The following is a 22,179-nucleotide window of genomic DNA, read 5'->3' on the forward strand; positions in this document are numbered from 1 at the left end:
GGGCGGTGCCGGGGTTTGCTCTGTGCTGCTCTTTGACGCCCGTCGCTGTGGGCGGACACCCCCCGTCCCGGCCCCTTCTCGCCGTGCGCGGTCTAGAGGCGGTTGAGGACCTGGGCCAGCAGCGAGCCCATGCGGGTGGCGCTGTCCCGGCCCGCCTGGAGGACCTCCTCGTGGTTGAGGGGCTCGCCCGTCATGCCGGCGGCGAGGTTGGTGACCAGGGAGATGCCGAGGACCTCGGCGCCCGCCTCGCGTGCCGCGATCGCCTCCAGGACCGTCGACATGCCCACCAGGTCGGCGCCGATGACGCGGGCCATGCGGATCTCGGCCGGCGTCTCGTAGTGCGGGCCGGGGAACTGCGCGTAGACGCCCTCTTCGAGAGTGGGGTCGATCTCCTTGCACAGGGCGCGCAGGCGGGGGGAGTAGAGGTCGGTGAGGTCGACGAAGTTCGCCCCGATGATGGGGGAGGTGGCCGTGAGGTTGATGTGGTCGCTGATCAGGACCGGCTGGCCGGGGCGCATGCCCTCGCGCAGGCCGCCGCAGCCGTTGGTGAGGACCACCGTCTTGCTGCCGGCTGCCACGGCGGTGCGCACACCGTGGGCTACGGCGGCCACGCCGCGGCCCTCGTAGTAGTGGGTACGGCCCAGGAAGACCAGGGCGCGCTTGTCGCCGATCCTGTACGAGCGGACCTTGCCGCCGTGGCCCTCGACCACCGGGGGCGGGAAGCCGGGCAGCTCGGTGACCTGGAACTCGGCGTCGGGGGCGCCGAGGGCGTCCACGGCCGGTGCCCAGCCGGAGCCCATCACGAGGGCGACGTCGTGGGTCTCGGCGCCGGTCAGTTCGCGCAGGCGCGCGGCGGCGGCGTCGGCGGCGGCGTGGGGGTCGCCCTGGATGTCGTCCGGAAGAAGAGATGCGTTCACGCGGTCGAGGGTAGCCGGTTCGGTCCTACGCGCGTAGATGACAGAGCTGACGGGGTGGCGATCGTTGTCTTGTCGTTTCCAACGAAGGAGCGGGGGTGGTGGGGGTGGTGGGTCAGCAGGGGCGTTTGCGTAGTTCCATCACGTAGTCGTGGGGGGCTCCTGCTGATTCCGCCGCGTCCGCGATCTCGCCGAGGTAGCGGGCCGACGGCAGGCCGCCCTCGTAGCCGTTGAGGACGTAGAGCCAGGCCTGCTCCTCGCCCTCCAGGGTGTGGACCCGCACGCGGGCGCGGCGGTAGATGCCCAGGCCCACGCCCTCCCAGCGGTCCATCGACTCCTCGTCCGGCGGCGCGATGTCGTAGAGGGCGACGAACACCTGGGAGAGGGGGTCCTCCGCGAGGGTCGCCAGCGCTCCCTCCCAGCCCATGTGCTCGCCCCCGAAGGTCAGCCGCCAGCCGTTGAGCCAGCCCGTGGCGCGCATCGGCGAGTGCGGGGCGCGGCGGGTCATCAGCCGCGCGTCGAGGTTGCCGGCGTACGCGGCGTAGAGCGACATGGGGAGAGAGTACGGCAGGGCGAACAGGGGGCTCATGGGTATCAGGCGCCCCTTGCCAACCCATTGCCGCGGCCCCTGGCAGTGGCACCCCGGGGAGTGCGGGACAATGGGGTACGTGACTCGGATCGTGATCATCGGTGGCGGACCCGGCGGATACGAAGCGGCCCTGGTGGCCGCTCAGCTCGGTGCGGAGGTGACCGTCGTCGACTGCGACGGTCTGGGCGGGGCGTCGGTGCTGACCGACTGCGTGCCGTCGAAGACGCTCATCGCCACGGCCGAGGTGATGACCACCTTCGACTCCTCGTACGAAGAGCTGGGGATCATCGTCGCCGACGACACCCCGCCGCTGGAGCAGGCCGCCCGGGTCGTGGGCGTCGATCTCGGGAAGGTCAACCGCCGTGTGAAGCGGCTCGCGCTGGCCCAGTCGCACGACATCACCGCGTCCGTGACGCGTGCGGGCGCCCGCGTCATGCGCGGGCGGGGGCGGCTGGAGGGCATGCAGGCCCTCGACGGGTCGCGCAAGGTCGTCGTCTCGACCGCCGACGGGAGCGAGGAGACGCTGACCGCGGATGCCGTGCTGATCGCGACCGGTGGGCATCCGCGTGAGGTGCCCGACGCGCAGCCCGACGGCGAGCGCATCCTGAACTGGACCCAGGTCTACGACCTCGACGAGCTGCCCGAGGAGCTCATCGTGGTCGGCTCGGGTGTGACCGGTGCCGAGTTCGCCGGCGCCTATCAGGCGCTGGGGTCGAGGGTCACGCTCGTTTCGTCGCGCGATCGGGTGCTGCCGGGTGAGGACCCGGATGCGGCCGCCGTACTGGAGGACGTCTTCCGGCGCCGCGGCATGAACGTCATGGCGCGCTCGCGGGCCGCCGCCGCCAAGCGGGTCGGCGACCGGGTCGAGGTCACGCTGGCCGACGGGCGGGTCATCACGGGGTCGCACTGTCTGATGGCCGTCGGCGCCATTCCCAACAGCGCCGGGCTGGGGCTGGAGGAGGCCGGGGTCCGGGTGCGGGAGTCCGGGCACATCTGGACCGACAAGGTGTCCCGGACGACGGCTCCCGGTGTGTACGCCGCCGGTGACGTGACGGGCGTCTTCGCGCTCGCCTCGGTGGCCGCCATGCAGGGACGTATCGCCATGTACCACTTCCTGGGTGACGCGGTCGCTCCGCTGAACCTGAAGACCGTGTCGTCGAACGTGTTCACCGATCCCGAGATCGCCACCGTGGGGTACACGCAGGCCGATGTGGACGCCGGGAAGATCGACGCCCGGGTGGTGAAGCTGCCGCTGCTGCGCAACCCGCGCGCCAAGATGCAGGGCATCCGGGACGGCTTCGTGAAGCTCTTCTGCCGGCCGGGCACCGGCATCGTGGTGGGTGGTGTCGTGGTCGCCCCGCGCGCCTCGGAACTGATCCATCCGATCTCGATCGCCGTCGACAACAATCTGACGGTCGAACAGATCGCGAACGCGTTCACCGTCTATCCGAGTCTTTCGGGGTCGATCGCGGAGGTCGCACGCCAGCTCCACACCCGTAAGACGGGCGGGGACGTCTGACGGCCGAAACCGATTCCCCGCTGGTCACGGGGAGTTGTCGCGCATGCGTGCGGCATAGGCGGGGTGGCTAGGTCCTATACCACTTTCCGTCCTGGCGTGCGAACAACTTCTGCTATTCGGCGCAAACAGCTGAAACCAGACGGTCGTTGGCATTACTGTCAGTTTCGTGTTCGCTGCAGAACGTCGCCAATTGATCCTCGAAATGGTGCGAGCGAACGGGGCCGTATCGCTCCGTGAGCTCGCCCGCGTCGTCCAGACCTCCGAAGTGACCGTACGGCGGGACGTGCGCGCACTGGAGGCAGAAGGACTCCTCGACCGCCGGCACGGCGGTGCGGTACTGCCGGGCGGATTCACGCGGGAGTCCGGCTTTCCGCAGAAATCACATCTCGCGACCGCCGAGAAGACGGCCATCGCCGATCTCGCCGCGGGCTTCGTCGAAGAGGGCGAGGCCATCGTGGTGGGGGCGGGGACCACGACCCAGGAGCTGGCCCGTCGGCTCGCGCGGGTGCCCGGGCTGACCGTCGTCACCAACTCCCTGCTGGTGGCACAGGCGTTGGCCCATGCCAACCGGGTGGAAGTCGTGATGACCGGCGGTACCTTGCGTGGCTCCAACTACGCGCTGGTGGGCAGTGGTGCCGAGCAGTCCCTCCAGGGGCTGCGGGTCTCGCGGGCCTTCCTGTCCGGCAGCGGCCTCACGGCCGAGCGGGGGCTGTCCACCTCCAACATGCTGTCCGCCTCCGTGGACCGGGCGCTCGTCCAGGCCGCCGCCGAGGTCGTCGTGCTCGCCGACCACACCAAGCTCGGTACGGACACCATGTTCCAGACCGTGCCCACGGACGTGATCACCCGCCTGGTGACCGACGAGCCGCCGGCGCACGACGACCGGGCGGCCACGGAGTTGCAGGCGCTGGCCGACCAGGGTGTGCAGATCGCTGTCGCGGGGGCGTCCGGGAACTCCGTGGGCGGTGATTCCGTCCCCCCGCGCCAGGCTCGCCGGGACGTCGCCCTTCCGGGGCCCCGGCGCGGGGCGGGTCCCGGAGCGGGAGCGGGGCTGCACAGCGCCGCCGTCCTCGGTGAGCCGGCGCCGGGCGCCGAGCGGGCGCGGGTCGCCGACATGCGGCGGCGTTAGGCACGCGGGGCTTGTGCCGGTGGCCGGGCGAACGGTTCGCGCGGTCAGCCCGGCTTCAGGCCTCTCAGCGTCAACTGGAGCAGGCGGTCCGCCAGTTCCGGGTCGCCCGGCGCCTCCTCCGCCGCCAGCGCGATCGCGTTCGTCAGCTGCAGCAGGTCTGCCACCGCCACGTCCTCGCGGACCCGGCCCGCCTGCTGGGCCCGGGTCAGCAGTGCGGCGCCCGCCTGTCTGATCGGGTCGCTGCACCGGGCCAGGGCCGAGGTGTGATCGGACGTCACCGACATCAGGGCACGGGCCAGCCCGCGGTACTCGCCGGCCTGGGCGATGATCTCGCGCAGCCAGGTCACCAGCGCCGCGCAGGGCTCGGGAGCGTCCAGCAGTTCACGGGAGCGGGACAGCAGGTCGCCCACCGCGTCCTCGAAGACCGCGCTCAACAGGGCGTGCCGGTTGGGGAAGTGACGGTAGAGGGTGCCGATGCCGACCCCCGCGCGCCTGGCCACGTCCTCGAGCGACGCGTCCGTGCCGTGGGCGGCGAAGACCGAGCGCGCCTCGGTCAGCAGCCGTTCGCGGTTGCGGCGGGCGTCGGCGCGCAGGGTGCGTCCCGGCGCCGTCGTCACCGCGGCCTCCCGGCTCCCGGCGCCTTCCGCCGAGGTCCCGCCCGCCATCACTCCCACCTGCTCCCTCTCGCGCCCCCGTTCGCCCCCAGCATGCCATCGAGGACGGACGAGCGGCCTGCGCCCGCATCTTCGTTCGGGGCCGGGCAAACGCGAGGCGCCCGGCGGGCCGACAGTCGCGGTCCGCCGGGCGCCTCACCCGCGTGTCGTGCGGGTCAGTCCTTGATCTCGCAGATCGCGGCGCCGGAGCTGATGGAGGCGCCGACCTCCAGGCTCATGCCCTTGACGGTGCCGGACTTGTGCGCGTTGAGCGGCTGTTCCATCTTCATGGCCTCCAGGACGACGACCAGGTCGCCCTCCTTGACCTCCTGGCCCTCCTCCACGGCGACCTTGACGATGGTGCCCTGCATCGGGGAGGCCAGCGTGTCGCCGGAGGCGACGGGGCCGGACTTCTTCGCCGCGCGGCGCTTGGGCTTGGCGCCCGCGGCCAGTCCGGTGCGGGCCAGGGACATGCCCAGCGAGGCCGGCAGGGAGACCTCCAGGCGCTTGCCGCCGACCTCGACGACGACCGTCTCGCGGCTCGTGTCGTCCTCCGCCTCGGCGTCGGCCGGGGCGGCGAAGGGCTTGATCTCGTTGACGAACTCGGTCTCGATCCAGCGGGTGTGGACCGTGAACGGCTCGTCGGAGCCGGTCAGCTCGGGGGCGAAGGCCGGGTCGGTGACGACCGCGCGGTGGAAGGGGATGGCCGTGGCCATGCCCTCCACCTGGAACTCCTCCAGGGCGCGGGCGGCGCGCTCCAGGGCCTCCTTGCGGGTGCGGCCGGTGACGATCAGCTTGGCCAGCAGGGAGTCCCAGGCCGGGCCGATGACCGAGCCGGACTCCACGCCCGCGTCCAGACGGACGCCCGGGCCGGTCGGGGCGGTGAAGGTGGTGACGGTGCCGGGGGCGGGCAGGAAGTTGCGGCCCGGGTCCTCGCCGTTGATGCGGAACTCGAAGGAGTGGCCGCGCAGCTCCGGGTCGTCGTAGCCGAGTTCCTCGCCGTCGGCGATGCGGAACATCTCGCGGACCAGGTCGATGCCGGCGACCTCCTCGGTCACCGGGTGCTCGACCTGCAGGCGGGTGTTGACCTCCAGGAAGGAGATCGTGCCGTTCTGGCCGACGAGGAACTCGCAGGTGCCCGCGCCCTCGTAGTGGGCCTCCTTCAGGATGGCCTTCGAGGCGCGGTACAGCTCGGCGACCTGCTCCTCGGACAGGAACGGCGCCGGGGCCTCCTCGACCAGCTTCTGGTGGCGGCGCTGCAGCGAGCAGTCACGGGTGGAGACGACGACCACGTTGCCGTGCTTGTCCGCCAGGCACTGGGTCTCCACGTGCCGGGGGCGGTCGAGGTAGCGCTCGACGAAGCACTCGCCGCGGCCGAAGGCGGCGACCGCCTCGCGGACCGCCGAGTCGTACAGCTCGGGGACCTCTTCGAGGGTGCGGGCGACCTTCAGGCCGCGGCCGCCGCCACCGAAGGCGGCCTTGATCGCGATGGGCAGCCCGTTCTCCTCGGCGAACGCGACGACCTCGTCGGCGCCCGAGACCGGGTCGGGGGTGCCGGCCACCAGCGGGGCGCCGGCGCGCTGCGCGATGTGCCGGGCGGCGACCTTGTCACCGAGGTCGCGGATGGCCTGCGGCGGCGGGCCGATCCAGATCAGCCCGGCGTCCAGCACGGCCTGGGCGAAGTCGGCGTTCTCGGAGAGGAAGCCGTAGCCCGGGTGGATGGCGTCGGCGCCCGACTCGCGCGCCGCGTTCAGGATCTTGTCGATCACCAGGTAGCTGGTGGCCGGGGTGTCACCGCCCAGGGCGAACGCCTCATCCGCGGCGCGGACATGCAGAGCGTCCCGGTCGGGGTCGGCGTAGACGGCCACGCTCGCGATGCCGGCGTCCCGACAGGCCCGGGCAACGCGGACAGCGATTTCGCCACGGTTGGCGATGAGCACCTTGCGCACGATTGAGGCTCCCTCCTTGAAACAAGCCGAGTTTAGGGACAGCCGACGAGGCACTTCGACCCATCCCCAATGGTGAGCTTGCCCACACGGAGCGTGATTCGAGGCTGACTCGATCCGCGAAATCCCTTGTCGCACCCTGGTGTGCAGGACTCCTGCCCGCAACCCTAGCCCTCCCATGTGGTCAAGGTCTCTGTGAGAGCGTGCTGCGGGCCACTCAGTTTCTTTGTGGAGTCCCTACGAATGGCCCAATGATTCTTTGCCACTCGCCGAACCCTTGTCCCGCGGTTTACCCGTTAGTAGCGTTCGCGATGTATCGAACGGACGTGGAGGGGTGGCCCGGTGGTGCGCAGACCGGTGGCGTGGGTCGTGGCGGTCGTGCTCTTCGCCGAGGCGCTCGGCGTCGCGGCACTGAACTGGTTCCTGGGGGTCGTCGTCGACCGCCAGGACATGTCGCTCGCCGGACTCGACCCGGACACGATGTCCCTGTCGTCGAAGATCGGCGGCGTCCTCTTCGGCCTCTACTTCGCCCTGTGCGGCCTGGTGGCCCTGCTGGTGGCCGTACGCAACCGTCCCCCCGCCGGCTTCGGCCGGGTGCTGCTGATCAGCGCGGCCGTCGTGCACGCCCTGCTGGGCGCGTTCGCATGGGGGCTGGTGGGCTGGCCGGCGTTCACCTTCATGGTGGTCGTCCTGGCGCTGATCGTGCTGCTGCTGATGACCTACGACCGTCCGGCCGAACCCGCCGACACGGCCCCGCCCGCGCAGGCGCCGGGCCCCGAGGGCGACGACGGCGCGGGCACTCCCGTCACCCCTCCACCGGCGCCCACAACTCCGTGATGCCCACGCCCAGTTGCGCCAGCAGCCTGCGGACGAGGGGCAGGCTCAGGCCGATCACGTTGCCGTGGTCGCCGTCGATGCCGTCGATGAACGGCGCGCTGCGGCCGTCCAGGGTGAACGCCCCGGCGACGTAGAGGGGTTCTCCGGAGGCGACGTACGCGGCGATCTCCTCGTCGCTGGGGTCGCCGAAGCGGACCACCGTGGAGGCCGTGCCGGAGGCGTAGCGGCCGGTCGAGGTGTCGTAGACGCAGTGGCCGGTCTGGAGCGTGCCGGCCCGGCCGCGCATCGCCTTCCAGCGCGCCGTGGCCTCCTCCGCGTCCGCCGGCTTGCCCAGCGCCTCGCCGTCCAGGTCCAGGACCGAGTCGCAGCCGATCACCACGGCGCCGTGGGCGTCCGGGCGGGCGGCGACGACGGAGGCCTTGGCCTCGGCCAGGGCAAGGGCCAGCTCGGCGGGGGTGGGCGCGCTGACGGCGTCCTCGTCCACGCCGCTCACGATGACCTCGGGGTCCATGCCGGCCTGGCGCAGCAGGCCCAGCCGGGCGGGGGACTGGGAGGCGAGGATGAGGCGGCGGCGAGGCTGATCGGTCATGGGGCCAGGGTATCGACGCGGGTGCCCGCGTTCACCTCAGGCCGATCACGATCATCGCCAGGACCATGGCGAGGGCCATGAGAACCCCGAGTCTGCGCAACATGTCCTGCGTGTCGCGCAGTTCCTCGGGGGGTTCGTTCTCGGGGTCCGACCACAGCATGCCACCAGCGTGGGGCTGGGGGTGGGGTGGGCGCCTGAGTACGGGTACTCAAGTCGGGGGCGGGGTTGTACCTCTGTGCGCGGTTCCCCGCGCCCCTGACAAGGTGGGTCCGGTCATCCCGGCCAGTACGTGCGGGTCCACGCCGTGGGGCCGGGCTGGGGGAGGCGGTGGGCTGCTATGCGGGACGGGTCGGACCAGGAGTCGCGGGGCTGCGCGGCATCCGGGGTCACGGCGGACGCCGCTGCCGCGCGGGCCCTGACCACCGCCAGTGCGGCGGCCAGCTCCTCCGGGGTCGGGTTGCCCCGTACGACCTTGATGTTCACAGCGACTCCTTAGAGGGGGATGTTGCCGTGCTTCTTGGGCGGCAGCGACTCGCGCTTGGTGCGCAGCTGGCGCAGGCCGCGGACGACGTGGTGGCGGGTGTCGGACGGCATGATCACGGCGTCGACGTAGCCGCGCTCGGCCGCGACGTAGGGGTTGAGGAGGGCGTCCTCGTACTCCTGGATCAGCTGGGCCCGGGTCGCCTCGACGTCGTCCGCCTCGGCGATGGTGCGCCGGTGCAGGATGTTGACCGCGCCCTGGGCGCCCATGACCGCGATCTGGGCGGTGGGCCAGGCCAGGTTGAGGTCGGCGCCCAGGTGCTTGGAGCCCATGACGTCGTAGGCGCCGCCGAAGGCCTTGCGGGTGATGACCGTGATCAGCGGGACCGTGGCCTCGGCGTAGGCGTAGATCAGCTTGGCGCCGCGGCGGATGATGCCGTCGTGCTCCTGGTCCACGCCCGGCAGGAAGCCGGGGACGTCGACGAAGGTCAGCACCGGGATGTTGAAGGCGTCGCAGGTCCGCACGAAGCGGGCCGCCTTCTCGGACGCCTTGATGTCCAGGCAGCCGGCGAACTGCATCGGCTGGTTGGCGACGATGCCGACCGGGTGGCCCTCCACGCGCCCGTAGCCGGTGACGATGTTCGGCGCGAACAGCGGCTGGGTCTCGAAGAACTCCGCGTCGTCCAGGACGTGTTCGATCACCGTCTTGATGTCGTACGGCTGGTTGGCGCTGTCCGGGACGAGGGTGTCGAGCTCGCGGTCCTCGTCGGTGACCGTGAGGTCGGCCTCCTCCGGGTAGACCGGCGCCTCGGAGAGGTTGTTGGACGGCAGGTACGACAGCAGCTGCTTGATGTACTCGATGGCGTCCTTCTCGTCCCCGGCCATGTGGTGGGCCACGCCGGAGGTCGAGTTGTGGGTGCGGGCGCCGCCGAGCTCCTCGAAGCCGACGTCCTCGCCGGTGACCGTCTTGATGACGTCCGGACCGGTGATGAACATGTGCGAGGTCTGGTCGACCATCACCGTGAAGTCGGTGATCGCCGGGGAGTAGACCGCGCCGCCCGCGCACGGGCCGACGACCAGGCTGATCTGCGGGATCACGCCGGAGGCGTGGGTGTTGCGGCGGAAGATCTCGCCGTAGGCGCCGAGCGAGGCCACACCCTCCTGGATGCGGGCGCCGCCGGAGTCGTTGATGCCGATGACCGGGCAGCCGGTCTTCAGCGCGAAGTCCATGACCTTGACGATCTTCTGGCCGTAGACCTCGCCGAGCGCGCCGCCGAAGACGGTGAAGTCCTGCGAGAACACGGCGACGGGACGGCCGTCGACCGTGCCGTAGCCGGTGACGACGCCGTCGCCGTACGGACGGTTCTTGTCGAGGCCGAAGTTGGTGGAGCGGTGCCGGGCGAACTCGTCGAGCTCGACGAAGGAACCCTCGTCGAGCAGCAGCTCGATGCGCTCACGGGCCGTCAACTTGCCCTTGGCGTGCTGCTTCTCGACGGCGCGCTCGGAGCCGGCGTGCGTCGCTTCCTCGATGCGGCGCTGAAGATCCGCGAGCTTGCCCGCGGTGGTGTGGATGTCGATCTCTTCCGGCTCGGACATCGGGATCGCGGCTCCCTGCCTGCTCAAAAGGGGGGACGGTTACTCATCCGTAGAGTAGTGGTGCCCCTACGAATCAGCAGTGCGGCGTTTCACACACCTAGGGTGGCTTGCATGACGCCGCGAGATGCATCAGACGACAGCCGTTGGTCCGATCTGGACCGGCCGCCCCTCAACGCCGTCGCGCTGCGGCGCGGACTGGTGCGGGAGGGCGGGCTGTGGCGCGAGGTGGAGGTGGTGCAGCGCACCGGCTCCACCAACTCCGACCTGGTCGCCCTGGCCGAGGCCGGCAAGGCGGGCGAGGGCTGGGTCCTGGTCGCCGAGGAGCAGACCGCCGGGCGGGGCCGTCTGGACCGGCAGTGGACGGCGCCGGCGCGCTCCGGGCTCTTCTTCTCCGTGCTGCTCGCGCCGAGCGAGGTGCCCGTGGCCCGCTGGGGGTGGCTGCCGCTGCTCACCGGGGTCGCGGTGGCGACGGGGCTGGCGCGTGCGGCCGGGGTGGACACGGCACTCAAGTGGCCCAACGACCTGCTGGTCTCCATCGGCGGCGAGGAGCGCAAGGCCGGCGGCATCCTCGCGGAGCGGGCCGGCGACCACGGGGTGGTCGTCGGGGTCGGCATCAACGTCACCCTGCGCGAGAGCGAACTCCCCGTTCCCACGGCGGGCTCCGTGGCCCTCGCCGGAGCGGTGAGCACCGACCGCGACCCCCTGCTGCGGGCGGTGCTGCGGGCACTGGAGGAGTGGTACCGGCGGTGGCGGGAGGCCGGCGGCGACCCGGCCGAGAGCGGTCTGCAGGAGACGTACGCGGCGGGCTGCGCGACGCTGGGACGGACGGTGCGGGCCGAGCTGCCGGGCGACCGGTCGATCGTGGGCGAGGCGGTCGCGGTGGACGGCGACGGAAGGCTGGTGATCGCCACGGAGGAGGGCGTCCAGGAACCGGTGGGCGCGGGAGACATCGTGCACCTGCGGCCGGCGTGAGCGTGTTTTCCCGCGGGCCGTCCGTTCTCGGCGCCCACGGAGTGAGCTAGCGCACACCTGCCGTACAGTTGAGGCCGGTCGATACGTGACCGCGGCAGATCGGAAGGGCAGCAGGCGTGACCGTCGACGACACCGGCTCTGGCGAGGGCGCGGACGCCGCCGACCCCGGCGAGGACCCGCTCGCCCTGCGTCTGGAGCACCTGATCCTCGGCGCCGAGCGGCGCTACACCCCCTTCCAGGCCGCCCGGAGCGCCGGTGTGTCGGTGGAGCTGGCGACCCGCTTCTGGCGGGCCATGGGCTTCGCGGACATCGGGCAGGCCAAGGCGCTGACCGAGGCCGACGTCCTGGCGCTGCGCCGGCTGTCCGGTCTGGTCGAGGCGGGCCTGCTGAGCGAGGCGATGGCGGTGCAGGTGGCCCGGTCCACCGGGCAGACCACGGCCCGCCTCGCCGAGTGGCAGATCGACTCCTTCCTGGAGGGCCTGACCGAGCCCCCGGAGCCGGGCATGACCCGCACCGAGGTGACGTACCCGATCGTCGAGCTGCTGCTGCCCGAGCTGGAGGAGTTCCTCGTCTACGTCTGGCGCCGCCAGCTCGCCGCCTCGGCGGGCCGGGTGGTGCAGGCGGCCGACGACGAGGAGATGGTCGACCGGCGCCTGGCCGTGGGCTTCGCCGACCTGGTCGGCTTCACCCGCCTCACCCGCCGGATGGAGGAGGAGGAACTCGGCGAGCTCGTCGAGGCTTTCGAGACGACGGCCGCCGACCTGGTGGCCGCGCACGGCGGGCGGCTGGTCAAGACCCTTGGCGACGAGGTGCTGTACTCGGCGGACGACGCCGGGGTGGCCGCGGAGATCGCGCTGCGCCTCATCGAGACGATGGCGAACGACGAGACGATGCCGGAGCTGCGGGTGGGCATCGCCTTCGGCACCGTCACCACCCGTATGGGGGATGTGTTCGGTACGACGGTGAACCTGGCCTCCCGGCTGACCTCGATAGCTCCCCGGGACGCCGTGCTGGTCGACAGCGCCTTCGCCGAGGAGCTGATCCGCACCGCGGAGGCGCCGGCCTCCGAGGCGGAGGCGGCCGAGGCCGCGGCCGCGGCGGAGAAGGAGGGCGAGGAGCCGCCGGTCTTCCGCTTCGGGCTCCAGCCGATGTGGCAGCGCCCGGTGCGCGGGCTCGGCGTGGTCGAGCCGTGGCTGCTCACCCGGCGGACGCAGGAGCCGTAGCGCCGTCAGTGCCCGAGCGGCCCCACGCACAGACCGACGACCGGCACGCACAGACCGGGCTCGCCCGGCTGCGGGGCGGGGGACGACGGTGACGTGCCGTGGCCCGGATGCGGGGCCGGCTGCGTGGTCGCGGGCGGGCGGGGCGCCGCCGTCGAGGGGGCGGGCGTGTTGGGCGCCTCGGGGATGGTGGTCATGTCCGGGGCGCCGGGGGCCGTGGTCGCGGAGGCTTCGGGTGCGGGTGTCGCCGGGCGCGTGGCCGGCCCGGGGGCGTGGGTCGGGCTCGCCGTCGGGGTGGCGCTCACGCCGCCCATGACCGAGGTCGCCGACGGGCTGACGCCGGGGGCGGCCGGGACGGTGGCCGCCGCGTTCGTCGCTGCGTCGCTCACCCCGCCGCCGGGGTCCTCGCGGGGCTCCGCCTCGGTGGTCCCGGGCACACCGCTGCCGGGCCCGGGGACCATACGGACCAGGCTCAGCGCTCCGGCGGCCAGAGCCAGCCCACCGACGGCGAACAGCACCTTCCGGGGACGGGGCCGACGATGCCGCCCACGAACCCGGCCACCGAAGAGCCGAGTGCCGGGGAGAACGAGCGGCACGTCCTGGCCACGGGCGCCCGCGGACGCCGAGTCCTGGGCCCGGTCTCCGGCGAGGCCCGGTGATACGACAGCCCCGCCGGCGCCCGCCGCCTCCGGGGTTCGTTCCCCGGTGCGGACCGCTGACACGGCCGCACCCGCGCGCCCCGCGTCCCGGGTCCGGTTTCCGGCGGGGGCCGGTGATACGACGGCAGCATCTCCGGCGCCCGCAGGCGCCCCGTTCCCGGCCCGGACGGGCGGCCGCCCGCGGTCGGGCCGCACGACGGGCCGACGGCCGTCGGACGGGGTGACAGGTTTGTCGCGGTCGGGTGGGGCGGCAGGTTCGCCGTCGGTGAGTGGTGCGGCCGGCCGGTCGGTGGAAGGGGTGCGGTCGGGAGGGTGTGGCGTGGTCTCGCGGTTTGCCGCTTGTTCGGTCTCCGGCCTTGTCGGCGGCTGCGTCGTCTTCGTCATCCCGGTCCCTCCCCGATGCGCTCGCGCCCCCTGTGCGCCGTGGCGGACGCACGTTATGCGCTCTCCTGGGGGGTGGGAGGGGAGTTGGGCGGGATGTCACTCGAACGGGGTCTCGGGCCGGCGGACGGCGTCCGCTCTTTCCCCCGTCGTGTGCGTCCTGCGATGATCGGGCCGAACACTGTTAACCCGCGTTAACCGGAGGGTGTCATGAGCGAGGAGCGGTTCGGGGAGTTCGTCGCCGTACGGCGGCACGGCGAGGGGCATGTCGCGGAGCTCGCCCTCGACCGGCCGAAGGCCATGAACGCCGTGTCGACCGAGATGGCCCGCTCCGTCGCGGCGGCGTGCGCCGCGCTGGGGGCCGACCGGGGCGTGCGGGTCGTCGTGGTGACCTCCACGCACGAGCGCGCCTTCTGCGTCGGCGCCGACCTGAAGGAGCGAAACTCCTTCACCGACGCCGACCTGGTGCGCCAGCGGCCCGTCGCGCGCGCCGCCTACACCGGCGTACTGGAACTGCCCGTGCCGACCATCGCCGCCGTGCACGGCTTCGCCCTCGGCGGCGGGTTCGAGCTCGCCCTGTCGTGCGACCTGATCGTGGCCGACCGTACGGCGGTGGTGGGGCTGCCGGAGGTCTCGGTGGGCGTCATCCCCGGCGGCGGCGGTACGCAGCTGCTGCCGCGCCGGGTGGGTGCCGCGCGGGCCGCCGAGCTCATCTTCACGGCACGGCGCCTGGAGGCGGCGGAGGCGGCGGAGCTGGGGCTCGTGGACCAGCTGGTGGAGGAGGGGCGGGACACGCAGGAGGCGCTCGCGCTGGCGTCCCGCATCGCCGCGAACTCGCCCGTCGGCCTGCGTGCCGCCAAGCGCGCCCTGCGCCTCGGCCACGGCCTGGATCTGCGGGCCGGCCTGGAGGTCGAGGACGCGGCGTGGCGCTCGGTGGCCTTCTCCGGGGACCGGGCGGAGGGCGTGGCGGCGTTCAACGAGAAGCGGAAGCCGCAGTGGCCCGGGGAATGAGGACGGGCTCGGGACGGGTTCGCGGCGGGCCGGTCACCCTCCCGCCGCGCCCACGGCACGAAACCCTCTAAACCTCCCTAACCTGGATGAATGGGTGAGGACAAGCGGCTCGCAGCCGTCGTCGCGTTGGCGCAGGGCATGGCCGCGGCCCACGGTGCGCGCGGTGCGTGGCGTGCGGCGGCCACCGGGGCGTGCCGGGCGCTGGGCGGCAGCTTCGCCGCGCTGTCGGTGTGGGAGCGGGAGCTGGGGCGGCTGAAGGTCCTCGTCAACGTGGGCGAGCGGGCCCCGGAGGAGGACGAGTTCCCGGAGGACGAGTCGTATCCGGTGCACCAGTTTCCCGAGATCACCGAGTTCCTGCACGAGCGGTGGGCCGGGGGCGGCGAGCCCAACGCGTGGGTGGAGACGGCGGAGGGCCCCGCGGCCGGACGCCGCCCCGGGTACGTCCACCAGCGGGTCGCCGCACTGCGCCGCAGGGGCCGCGGCTGCTGCGTGGTCGCGCCGATCGTGCTGAACGGGCGGGCGTGGGGCGAGCTGTACGTCGCCCGGCGCACCGGGGTGCCGGTCTTCGAGCGGGCCGACGCGGACTTCGCCACCGTGCTGGCCGCCGTCGTCGCCGCCGGGATCGCCCAGGCGGAGCGGCTGGAGGAGGTGCGGCGGCTCGCCTACACCGACGCCCTCACCGGCCTCGCCAACCGCCGTGCCGTCGACGCCCGGCTGGACGAGGCCGTCGAGCGGCACCGCGCGGACGGGACCGTGGTGAGTCTCGTGGTCTGCGATCTCAACGGGCTCAAGCGGGTCAACGACACCCGGGGGCACGCCGTCGGCGACCGGCTCCTCGAACGCTTCGGCTCCGTGCTCTCCCTGTGCGGCGCCATGCTGCCGGGCGCGCTCGCCGCACGGCTCGGCGGTGACGAGTTCTGCCTGCTGGCCGTCGGGCCGTCCGCCGACGAGGTGGTCAAGGCCGCCGACGAACTGTGCCGTCGCGCCGCCGAGCTGGAGCTGGGGGAGGGGGTGGCCTGCGGGGTCGCCTCCACGCAGGACCCGATCGGTCCCGTCCGCTCGGCCCGCCGCCTGTTCCGCCTCGCGGACGCCGCGCAGTACCGCGCGAAGGCGCTCCGCGCGATGCAGCCGGTGGTGGCCGGCCGGGAGGGGCCCGACGACCCGGTCGTACGGCTCGCGGACGAGCCCTCGCCGGCCCTCCCCGCCGAGCGGCGCCGGTTCCGGGGGCGTCAACCCTGAGTGCCGGGGGTGCCGCACTTCCGGTAAGGGGCGTACCGGCCACCCAGTAGTGACATCCTCGTCTTCACTGCGTACGCTCCTGAATATGGATATGCACACTGTGGTGGTGGGGACGTCCGGGGTGACCGCGTCCGACGTTCTCGCCGTGGCGCGCGGCGGTGCCCGGATCGAGCTGTCGGCGGAGGCGGTCGCGGCCCTCGCCGCCGCCCGGGAGATCGTGGACGCGCTGGCGGCCAAGCCCGATCCCGTCTACGGCGTCAGCACCGGCTTCGGCGCCCTGGCGACCCGGCACATCAGCCGGGAGCTGCGGGCCCAGTTGCAGCGCAACATCGTCCGCTCGCACGCCGCCGGCCTGGGGCCGAGGGTCGAGCGGGAGGTCGTACGGGCGCTGATGTTCCTGCGGCTGAAGACCGTCTGCTCGGGCCACACCGGCGTGCGGCCGGAGGTCGCGCAGACCATGGCCGACGTGCTCAACGCCGGCATCACGCCCGTCGTCCACGAATACGGCTCGCTCGGCTGCTCCGGCGACCTGGCGCCGCTGTCCCACTGCGCCCTCACGCTCATGGGCGAGGGGGAGGCCGAGGGCCCCGACGGCGTCGTCCGGCCGGCCGGCGAACTGCTCGCCGAGCACGGGATCGCGCCCGTCGAGCTGCGCGAGAAGGAGGGCCTCGCCCTCCTCAACGGCACCGACGGCATGCTCGGCATGCTGGTCATGGCCCTCGCCGACCTCGACATGCTCTACAAGTCGGCCGACATCACCGCCGCCCTCTCGCTGGAGGCGCTGCTCGGCACCGACAAGGTCCTCGCCCCCGAACTGCACGCCATCCGCCCGCACCCCGGACAGGGCGCCAGCGCGGCCAACATGCTCGCGGTGCTGAAGGGGTCGGGCCTGACGGGGCATCACCAGGACGACGCCCCGCGCGTCCAGGACGCCTACTCGGTGCGCTGCGCCCCCCAGGTCGCCGGTGCCGGACGCGACACCATGGCGCACGCCCGGCTCGTCGCCGACCGGGAGCTGGCCTCCGCCGTCGACAACCCCGTCGTCCTGCCCGACGGCCGGGTCGAGTCCAACGGCAACTTCCACGGCGCCCCGGTCGCCTACGTCCTGGACTTCCTCGCCATCGCCGCCGCGGACCTGGCCTCCATCGCCGAGCGCCGCACCGACCGGCTGCTGGACAAGAACCGCAGCCACGGCCTGCCGCCGTTCCTGGCCGACGACCCCGGCGTCGACTCCGGGCTCATGATCGCCCAGTACACGCAGGCCGCCCTGGTGAGCGAGATGAAGCGGCTGGCCGTACCGGCCTCCGCCGACTCCATCCCGTCCTCCGCGATGCAGGAGGACCACGTCTCCATGGGCTGGTCGGCCGCGCGTAAGCTGCGCACCGCCGTCGGCAACCTCGCGCGCGTCGTCGCGATCGAGCTGTACGCCGCCACCCGGGCCATCGAGCTCCGGGACGGGCTGACCCCCGCCCCCGCCTCGCGGGCCGCCATCGACGCCGCGCGGGCCGCGGGGGTCGCCGGTCCCGGCCCGGACCGGTTCCTCGCGCCCGACCTGGCCGCGGCGGACGCCTTCGTGCGGGACGGCAAGCTGGTGGCCGCGGTGGAGACGGTCACCGGGCCGCTGCAGTGAGCGGCGGGGGCCCCGCCCCGGCGGGGCCCCCGGTCCGTCACGTGAGCTTGGCCGCCTGCGCCTTGATCACCTCGGTGGGGATCGCGTACTCGCTCTTCTCGCCGGCCAGCGCGGCCAGGCTGATCGAGTAGTACGTGGCGATCGTGGAGCCGTGCCGCACGACCTCGCCGTGCACGGTCTGCGTGTCGCCCTCGACCTTGCCGGTCACCTCGAACGCCACCGACCGCTCGCCGGTCCCGGAGGACTTCTCCCCGACGACCTTCGTGAACTTCTGCGTGTCCTGGCCCTTGGCGGCGATCGTGAACCCGCCCGCGCAGCCGGTGACCGCGTCCGACACGGACTTCATGGTCCGTGCGGCCCCGTCGCCGTCGTAGGAGGAGAGCGAGACGATCGTCATCGTCGAGCCCATGATGTCCTTCAGGCTCTTCTCCAGCTCCTCCAGGCTCTCGTCGGAGGTGCTCGTGGAGGAGGGCTTCTCGCTCTTCTCCGTCACCATGCGGTTGACGTAGGCGTTCTCGTCGTCGCCCGGCGCGAAACCGGTCAGGACGTAGGCCAGGGGCGCGCATTTGGCGTCGGTGACCGTCACCTCGTCCTTGGACGCGGCGAACTTCCCTCCCGCGCTCGCGGACTTGACGTCGTATCCGTCGAGGTCCGCCTCGGTGACGAGGAGCTTGCGCAGCTCGGTCGCGGTGTACGCCTTCGCGGCGGCGGTGGACGAGGAACCCCCGGCGTCCGAGGAGGCCGAGCCGGAGCTCCCGCCGCAACCGGTGACAAGGGCGAGCGACAGCGCGCTCACGGTGACCGTGGCGGCCCTGCGCACGCCCGATGATCTCTTCATGATCCGGACTATGAAGTCCATGCCAAGGAAGAGTCAAGCGAGTTAAAAGCCGAGGCGTTCCCGGCGGACCGAGTAGACGACGAAGCCGGCACCCAGCGTGAGGAAGAACGTCCCGCCGACGACGTACGGGGTGGTGTCGATGCTGCCGGTGTCGGCGAGCTGGGTGTCGTCCACGGAGGTGACGGTCTCGCTCTCGCCGAGCTGCGACGTGGCCCTGGCCTGCGTCGTCGTCACCGTCTCGGGCTGTGTTCTGTCCGGGCCGGCCTGGGACGCGTTGGCGGACGGGACGAACCACAGGGCCGCCAGCAGGGTGCCTGCGGCGGTGGCGGTCAGCAACGGACGGCGAGCGGATGACACGGAATATCGATCCCCTTGTGGCGCTGGCGAATTGGCCGTGTGGAGCGATGTTAGTGAAAGGCGCGGGTCACGGGAAAGTCACAGGAGGTTTGAGTCGTACGCTCGCGCCATGAGCACTGAAGAGACCTCACGTTTTGTCCGCCTTCGGGTGGAACTCGTCCTCGAGATCGGTGACGCCGAGGGTGTCACCAAGGCCGCGTTGCAGCGGATCGCCGGTGAGAGCGAGATGCCGGACGACGAACGCGCGCACGCCGAGGGCGCTGTGACGGAAGACACCGCGGAGGCGCTCGCGTATCTCGTCGATCCGTTCGACCTGGTCAACGCCGTGCCCGGGGTGGAGCTCGCGCAGGCCTCCTGGTCCAGCGAGGCCATCGACTACGACCCCGATTCGCCGGACTGGGACCTCGACGAGGATGATGTGGACGAGGATGACGAGGAGGACGGCGTCGGCTGAACGGCCTGGGAACAGGGGACCCCGGTCGGCCGCGTGCCGTCCGGGGTTTCGTCGTCCCGCCCCGCTGGACGTGGTGTGCCCCACATGTCTCGGGCATGGGGAACGAGGGCGACCGGTCGTAGCGTTGATGTTCGTTGACGGCTGAAGTACTGATGCGACGGCTCGTCGACGGGGACTCTCGGGGTTCTGGGGAAAATCGGCAACGATGGAGAAGCGTGTGATGACGAACAGTAAGCGGCGCAAGGGCCTGACGGTCGCGTCCGCACTGCTCGGCGGGGTTCTGGTGCTCTCGGCCTGTTCCGGCGGCGGCGACGACGCCTCCGGCGGCAAGAGCAAGGACACCTCGCAGGCCAAGGCCGACGAGGCGGCCGCCAAGAAGACCTCCGAGGCCGACATCAAGATCACGCCGAAGGACGGCTCGGACAACGCCTCCATCAACAACTCCGCCGCCGTCACGGTCAGCAAGGGCACGCTCACGAACGTGGCGATGACGACCGCGAACGGCACCGCGGTCCCCGGCACCCTGTCCGCCGACAAGACCAGCTGGAAGCCCAACGGCCAGCTGGAGCGCTCGACCACCTACAAGGTGGCGGCCACCGCGAAGGACGCCAAGGGCCTGGAGGCGCACGAGAACGCCTCCTTCACCACGGTCTCCCCGTCCAACAGCTTCATAGGCAACTTCACGCCGGAGGGCGGCTCGACCGTCGGCGTGGGCATGCCGGTGTCGATCAACTTCGACAAGGCCATCACCAACAAGGCCGCCGTCCAGAAGGGCATCACGGTCAGCTCCAGCAGCGGCCAGGAGGTCGTCGGGCACTGGTTCGGGGCCAACCGCCTCGACTTCCGCCCCGAGACCTACTGGAAGGAGAACTCCACCGTCACGCTGAAGCTCGCGCTCGACGGCGTCGAGGGCGCCCAGGGCGTCTACGGCGTGCAGCAGAAGACGGTCACCTTCCACATCGGCCGCAACCAGATCTCCTACGTCGATGCCAAGACGAAGCAGATGAAGGTCACCGAGGACGGAAAGGTCGTCAAGACCATCCCGATCTCGGCCGGTTCGCCGCAGAACAAGACCTACAACGGCATCATGGTGATGTCCGAGAAGTTCAAGGAGACGCGCATGAACGGCGCGACCGTGGGCTTCACCGACGACGACGGCAAGGGCGAGTACGACATCAAGGACGTGCCGCACGCCATCCGGCTCACCAACTCGGGCACCTTCCTGCACGGCAACTACTGGGGCGCGAAGTCCATCTTCGGCTCGGTGAACACCAGCCACGGCTGCGTCGGCCTGTCCGACACCAAGGGCGCCAACGACTCCAGCACCCCGGCCTACTGGATGTACACCCACTCGATCGTCGGTGACGTCGTGGTCGTCTCCAACACCGGCGACAAGACGGTGCAGCCGGACAACGGCCTCAACGGCTGGAACCTCAGCTGGGCGGACTGGAAGGCCGGTTCGGCCGTCTGACCCACAAGCCGTCTGACCCACAAGCCGTCTGACCTACGGCCTGCCTGACCCACAGGACACGCACAGCCTTCCGATGCCGCCCCCAGGGGCGGCATCGGTGTTTCCGGGCCCGGTCACAGCCTTCTCATGCAGCTCTTATGGCCGCCTTATCCAGTCATCACGCGCCGTCCCTAGCTTGCGGCGCATGTTCTTCACCTACCTGAGGCGCGAACTGCGCCGCCGCAGAAAGGCGGCCCTCGTCGTCGCCTCCGGCCTCGCGCTGGGCATCGCGCTGGTCATCGTGGTCAACTCCGTGTCCAACGGCATGGGGAAGGCACAGGACAAGGTCCTCCAGTCGCTCTACGGCCTGGGTACGGACATGACGGTCACCAAGGCGGCGACGCCGGCCGCGAGCGGCTCGCAGCAGCCGCGCTTCCAGTTCGACGCGCGCGGCAACGACGACGACTCCACCCAGAGCAGCGACCGGGTCCGGGTGCAGGGCTTCACCACCCTGGCCTCCTCGACGGTCGGCAAGGTCGCCGGGCAGAAGGGCGTCGCCTCCGCGGTGGGCGGCCTGAGCCTCAACGTGGTCAAGATCAGCGGGCAGTTCACCCGCGGCCAGTTCCAGCAGAACCAGAACTCCGGCGGCAACCAGGGCTTCCCGGGCGGCAACGGCGGCGCGAGCGGCCAGCCGCAGGGCGAAGTGCGCGGCGGCGGCGCCGACTTCAGCCTCAACCAGTACACGGTCTACGGCACCGACGTCACCCGCACCGGCCTCGGCCCGCTGACCTCCTCGAAGATCACCAGCGGGCGGACCTTCAAGACGACGGAGACCGACGCCAAGGTCGCGATCGCCGACTCGGCGTACGCCAAGGAGAAGAAGTACAAGGTCGGTTCGACCGTCACCGTCAAGAGCGTCAAGTACAAGATCATCGGTATCGCGACCGCGGACAGCGGCGACGCGGCGGCCAACCTGTACATCCCGCTGAAGCAGGCGCAGACGCTGGCCGGTGAGAAGGACAAGGTCACCACGATCTACGTCAAGGCGGCCGACTCCCAGCGGATCGACTCCGTGAAGTCGGCCATCCAGAAGAACGTCTCCGGCACGACCGTCACCACGTCGACGGACCTCGCCAAGACCGTCTCCGGCTCCCTGTCCACGGCGTCCTCCCTCGCCACGAACGTCGGCAAGTGGCTGTCGATCGCCGTGCTGATCGCCGCCTTCCTGGTCGCCGGTCTGCTGACCTCCTCGGCCGTCTCGCGCCGGGTGCGGGAGTTCGGCACGCTGAAGGCGCTGGGCTGGAAGTCGGGCCGGGTGACCCGGCAGGTGGTCGGCGAAGCCATGGTCAACGGGCTGCTCGGCGGTGCGCTGGGCATCGCGCTCGGACTGGCCGGCGCCTACGTCGTGACGTCCGTGAGCCCCACGCTGCAGGCCCAGCTGGGCGGGGGCGGCGGGAACGCGGGCGGCCCCGGCGGCGGGGGTCCCGGCGGGGGCTTCGGCGGGCCCGGACGGCAGGCCGCGAAGACCCTCGAGGTCGCCCTCACCGCGCCGGTGAGCGTGACGACCATCGTGCTGGCGGTGGCCCTGGCGGTGGCCGGCGGCCTGATCGCGGGCGCCTTCGGCGGCTGGCGCGCGTCCCGGCTGCGCCCGGCGGACGCCCTGCGCCGCGTCGAGTAGCGCACCACCCGCGCGCGCCTCACCGACCCTCCTCCCTC

At 71.8% G+C, this 22,179-nt stretch carries 22 protein-coding genes; 11 read left to right on the forward strand and 11 right to left on the reverse strand.

Annotated features, from left to right (window positions below; translation table 11 throughout):
• Window positions 1–92: 92 nt before the first annotated feature.
• Window positions 93–917 carry a purine-nucleoside phosphorylase gene (locus tag M8J74_RS00360; protein ID WP_249834460.1) on the reverse strand — a complete coding sequence of 275 codons (825 nt, stop codon included), beginning with the start codon at window positions 915–917 and terminating at the stop codon, window positions 93–95.
• A 112-nt stretch (window positions 918–1,029) separates the two neighbouring features.
• Entirely contained in the window at window positions 1,030–1,467 is a 438-nt protein-coding gene (locus M8J74_RS00365; protein WP_249834461.1) for a gamma-glutamylcyclotransferase family protein, read from the reverse strand.
• Window positions 1,468–1,573: 106 nt separating this feature from the next.
• On the opposite strand from M8J74_RS00365, the gene M8J74_RS00370 reads away from it, so the two are divergent.
• Entirely contained in the window at window positions 1,574–3,022 is a 1,449-nt protein-coding gene (locus M8J74_RS00370; protein WP_058923580.1) for an NAD(P)H-quinone dehydrogenase, read from the forward strand.
• Window positions 3,023–3,188: 166 nt separating this feature from the next.
• Window positions 3,189–4,151, forward strand: a complete 963-nt coding sequence (locus M8J74_RS00375) for a DeoR/GlpR family DNA-binding transcription regulator (protein ID WP_443744573.1) — start codon at window positions 3,189–3,191, stop codon at window positions 4,149–4,151.
• 44 nt (window positions 4,152–4,195) lie between these two features.
• Here M8J74_RS00375 and M8J74_RS00380 read toward each other — a convergent pair whose 3' ends face one another.
• Together M8J74_RS00380 and M8J74_RS00385 are read right to left on the reverse strand one after the other, a co-directional pair.
• Complete coding sequence (locus M8J74_RS00380; protein WP_249834614.1) at window positions 4,196–4,744, reverse strand: TetR/AcrR family transcriptional regulator; 549 nt, start codon at window positions 4,742–4,744, stop codon at window positions 4,196–4,198.
• Between the two features lie 236 nt (window positions 4,745–4,980).
• A complete protein-coding gene (locus M8J74_RS00385) occupies window positions 4,981–6,753 on the reverse strand; it encodes an acetyl/propionyl/methylcrotonyl-CoA carboxylase subunit alpha (protein WP_249834463.1) in 1,773 nt (590 codons plus the stop codon).
• A 339-nt stretch (window positions 6,754–7,092) separates the two neighbouring features.
• Here M8J74_RS00385 and M8J74_RS00390 point away from each other — a divergent pair, with 339 nt between their 5' ends.
• Window positions 7,093–7,587 (forward strand): hypothetical protein, encoded by a 495-nt coding sequence (locus tag M8J74_RS00390; protein ID WP_058923577.1) that lies wholly within the window; start codon window positions 7,093–7,095, stop codon window positions 7,585–7,587.
• Here the strand turns inward: M8J74_RS00390 and M8J74_RS00395 are convergent.
• The 4 genes from M8J74_RS00395 to M8J74_RS00405 all read right to left on the reverse strand — a co-directional run bounded on the left by M8J74_RS00395 (window position 7,556) and on the right by M8J74_RS00405 (window position 10,252).
• Entirely contained in the window at window positions 7,556–8,176 is a 621-nt protein-coding gene (locus M8J74_RS00395; RefSeq protein WP_058923576.1) for a Maf family protein, read from the reverse strand. The genes M8J74_RS00390 and M8J74_RS00395 overlap by 32 nt on opposite strands.
• A 31-nt stretch (window positions 8,177–8,207) precedes the next feature.
• The gene (gene mmpB / locus M8J74_RS44385) at window positions 8,208–8,336 is read right to left on the reverse strand and encodes a morphogenic membrane protein MmpB (protein ID WP_107416103.1); all 129 of its coding nucleotides are present in this window, start codon (window positions 8,334–8,336) and stop codon (window positions 8,208–8,210) included.
• 113 nt (window positions 8,337–8,449) lie between these two features.
• Window positions 8,450–8,659: an acyl-CoA carboxylase epsilon subunit gene (locus tag M8J74_RS00400; protein ID WP_058923575.1), complete on the reverse strand. Its 210-nt coding sequence runs from the start codon at window positions 8,657–8,659 to the stop codon at window positions 8,450–8,452.
• A 9-nt stretch (window positions 8,660–8,668) separates the two neighbouring features.
• Window positions 8,669–10,252, reverse strand: a complete 1,584-nt coding sequence (locus tag M8J74_RS00405) for an acyl-CoA carboxylase subunit beta (RefSeq protein ID WP_249834464.1) — start codon at window positions 10,250–10,252, stop codon at window positions 8,669–8,671.
• Between the two features lie 111 nt (window positions 10,253–10,363).
• On the opposite strand from M8J74_RS00405, the gene M8J74_RS00410 reads away from it, so the two are divergent.
• Complete coding sequence (locus tag M8J74_RS00410) at window positions 10,364–11,224, forward strand: biotin--[acetyl-CoA-carboxylase] ligase (protein WP_249834465.1); 861 nt, start codon at window positions 10,364–10,366, stop codon at window positions 11,222–11,224.
• A 116-nt stretch (window positions 11,225–11,340) separates the two neighbouring features.
• Window positions 11,341–12,447, forward strand: coding sequence for an adenylate/guanylate cyclase domain-containing protein (locus M8J74_RS00415; protein WP_249834466.1), 1,107 nt, complete (start codon window positions 11,341–11,343; stop codon window positions 12,445–12,447).
• Window positions 12,448–12,452: 5 nt separating this feature from the next.
• Here the strand turns inward: M8J74_RS00415 and M8J74_RS00420 are convergent, their stop codons facing one another.
• Window positions 12,453–12,905, reverse strand: coding sequence for a hypothetical protein (locus M8J74_RS00420; RefSeq protein ID WP_249834467.1), 453 nt, complete (start codon window positions 12,903–12,905; stop codon window positions 12,453–12,455).
• Window positions 12,906–13,694: 789 nt separating this feature from the next.
• On the opposite strand from M8J74_RS00420, the gene M8J74_RS00425 reads away from it, so the two are divergent.
• From M8J74_RS00425 to hutH, 3 genes are all read left to right on the forward strand, one after another.
• Window positions 13,695–14,495 carry an enoyl-CoA hydratase/isomerase family protein gene (locus M8J74_RS00425; RefSeq protein WP_249834468.1) on the forward strand — a complete coding sequence of 267 codons (801 nt, stop codon included), beginning with the start codon at window positions 13,695–13,697 and terminating at the stop codon, window positions 14,493–14,495.
• A gap of 90 nt (window positions 14,496–14,585) precedes the next feature.
• Complete coding sequence (locus M8J74_RS00430; RefSeq protein ID WP_058923569.1) at window positions 14,586–15,734, forward strand: GGDEF domain-containing protein; 1,149 nt, start codon at window positions 14,586–14,588, stop codon at window positions 15,732–15,734.
• A gap of 91 nt (window positions 15,735–15,825) precedes the next feature.
• Complete coding sequence (gene hutH, locus M8J74_RS00435) at window positions 15,826–17,364, forward strand: histidine ammonia-lyase (RefSeq protein ID WP_249834615.1); 1,539 nt, start codon at window positions 15,826–15,828, stop codon at window positions 17,362–17,364.
• A 37-nt stretch (window positions 17,365–17,401) separates the two neighbouring features.
• On the opposite strand, the gene M8J74_RS00440 is transcribed toward hutH, so the two are convergent.
• Window positions 17,402–18,202, reverse strand: a complete 801-nt coding sequence (locus M8J74_RS00440) for a hypothetical protein (protein WP_249834469.1) — start codon at window positions 18,200–18,202, stop codon at window positions 17,402–17,404.
• 42 nt (window positions 18,203–18,244) lie between these two features.
• Window positions 18,245–18,559, reverse strand: coding sequence for a hypothetical protein (locus M8J74_RS00445; protein ID WP_249834470.1), 315 nt, complete (start codon window positions 18,557–18,559; stop codon window positions 18,245–18,247).
• A gap of 109 nt (window positions 18,560–18,668) precedes the next feature.
• On the opposite strand from M8J74_RS00445, the gene M8J74_RS00450 reads away from it, so the two are divergent.
• The 3 genes from M8J74_RS00450 to M8J74_RS00460 all read left to right on the forward strand — a co-directional run bounded on the left by M8J74_RS00450 (window position 18,669) and on the right by M8J74_RS00460 (window position 22,141).
• Complete coding sequence (locus M8J74_RS00450; RefSeq protein WP_058923565.1) at window positions 18,669–19,013, forward strand: hypothetical protein; 345 nt, start codon at window positions 18,669–18,671, stop codon at window positions 19,011–19,013.
• 205 nt (window positions 19,014–19,218) lie between these two features.
• Window positions 19,219–20,484: a L,D-transpeptidase gene (locus M8J74_RS00455; RefSeq protein WP_058923564.1), complete on the forward strand. Its 1,266-nt coding sequence runs from the start codon at window positions 19,219–19,221 to the stop codon at window positions 20,482–20,484.
• A gap of 184 nt (window positions 20,485–20,668) precedes the next feature.
• On the forward strand, window positions 20,669–22,141 hold the full coding sequence (locus M8J74_RS00460; protein ID WP_249834471.1) for an ABC transporter permease: 1,473 nt from the start codon (window positions 20,669–20,671) through the stop codon (window positions 22,139–22,141).
• Window positions 22,142–22,179 lie beyond the last annotated feature (38 nt).

Origin of the sequence: Streptomyces panaciradicis (genome assembly GCF_023516615.1) — a bacterium.
Taxonomy (GTDB): Bacteria; Actinomycetota; Actinomycetes; order Streptomycetales; family Streptomycetaceae; genus Streptomyces; species Streptomyces panaciradicis.

Bases quoted from the DNA above. Each gene is read 5' to 3' on its own strand.
- M8J74_RS00430 (WP_058923569.1), top strand. From the start codon at position 14,586: ATGGGTGAGGACAAGCGGCTCGCAGCCGTCGTCGCGTTGGCGCAGGGC.
- M8J74_RS00450 (WP_058923565.1), top strand. From the start codon at position 18,669: ATGAGCACTGAAGAGACCTCACGTTTTGTCCGCCTTCGGGTGGAACTC.
- M8J74_RS00405 (WP_249834464.1), bottom strand. From the start codon at position 10,252: ATGTCCGAGCCGGAAGAGATCGACATCCACACCACCGCGGGCAAGCTC.
- mmpB (WP_107416103.1), bottom strand. From the start codon at position 8,336: ATGCTGTGGTCGGACCCCGAGAACGAACCCCCCGAGGAACTGCGCGAC.
- hutH (WP_249834615.1), top strand. From the start codon at position 15,826: ATGCACACTGTGGTGGTGGGGACGTCCGGGGTGACCGCGTCCGACGTT.
- M8J74_RS00440 (WP_249834469.1), bottom strand. From the start codon at position 18,202: ATGAAGAGATCATCGGGCGTGCGCAGGGCCGCCACGGTCACCGTGAGC.
- M8J74_RS00365 (WP_249834461.1), bottom strand. From the start codon at position 1,467: ATGTCGCTCTACGCCGCGTACGCCGGCAACCTCGACGCGCGGCTGATG.
- M8J74_RS00395 (WP_058923576.1), bottom strand. From the start codon at position 8,176: ATGACCGATCAGCCTCGCCGCCGCCTCATCCTCGCCTCCCAGTCCCCC.
- M8J74_RS00460 (WP_249834471.1), top strand. From the start codon at position 20,669: ATGTTCTTCACCTACCTGAGGCGCGAACTGCGCCGCCGCAGAAAGGCG.
- M8J74_RS00410 (WP_249834465.1), top strand. From the start codon at position 10,364: ATGACGCCGCGAGATGCATCAGACGACAGCCGTTGGTCCGATCTGGAC.
- M8J74_RS00370 (WP_058923580.1), top strand. From the start codon at position 1,574: ATGGGGTACGTGACTCGGATCGTGATCATCGGTGGCGGACCCGGCGGA.
- M8J74_RS00455 (WP_058923564.1), top strand. From the start codon at position 19,219: ATGGAGAAGCGTGTGATGACGAACAGTAAGCGGCGCAAGGGCCTGACG.
- M8J74_RS00420 (WP_249834467.1), bottom strand. From the start codon at position 12,905: ATGGTCCCCGGGCCCGGCAGCGGTGTGCCCGGGACCACCGAGGCGGAG.
- M8J74_RS00425 (WP_249834468.1), top strand. From the start codon at position 13,695: ATGAGCGAGGAGCGGTTCGGGGAGTTCGTCGCCGTACGGCGGCACGGC.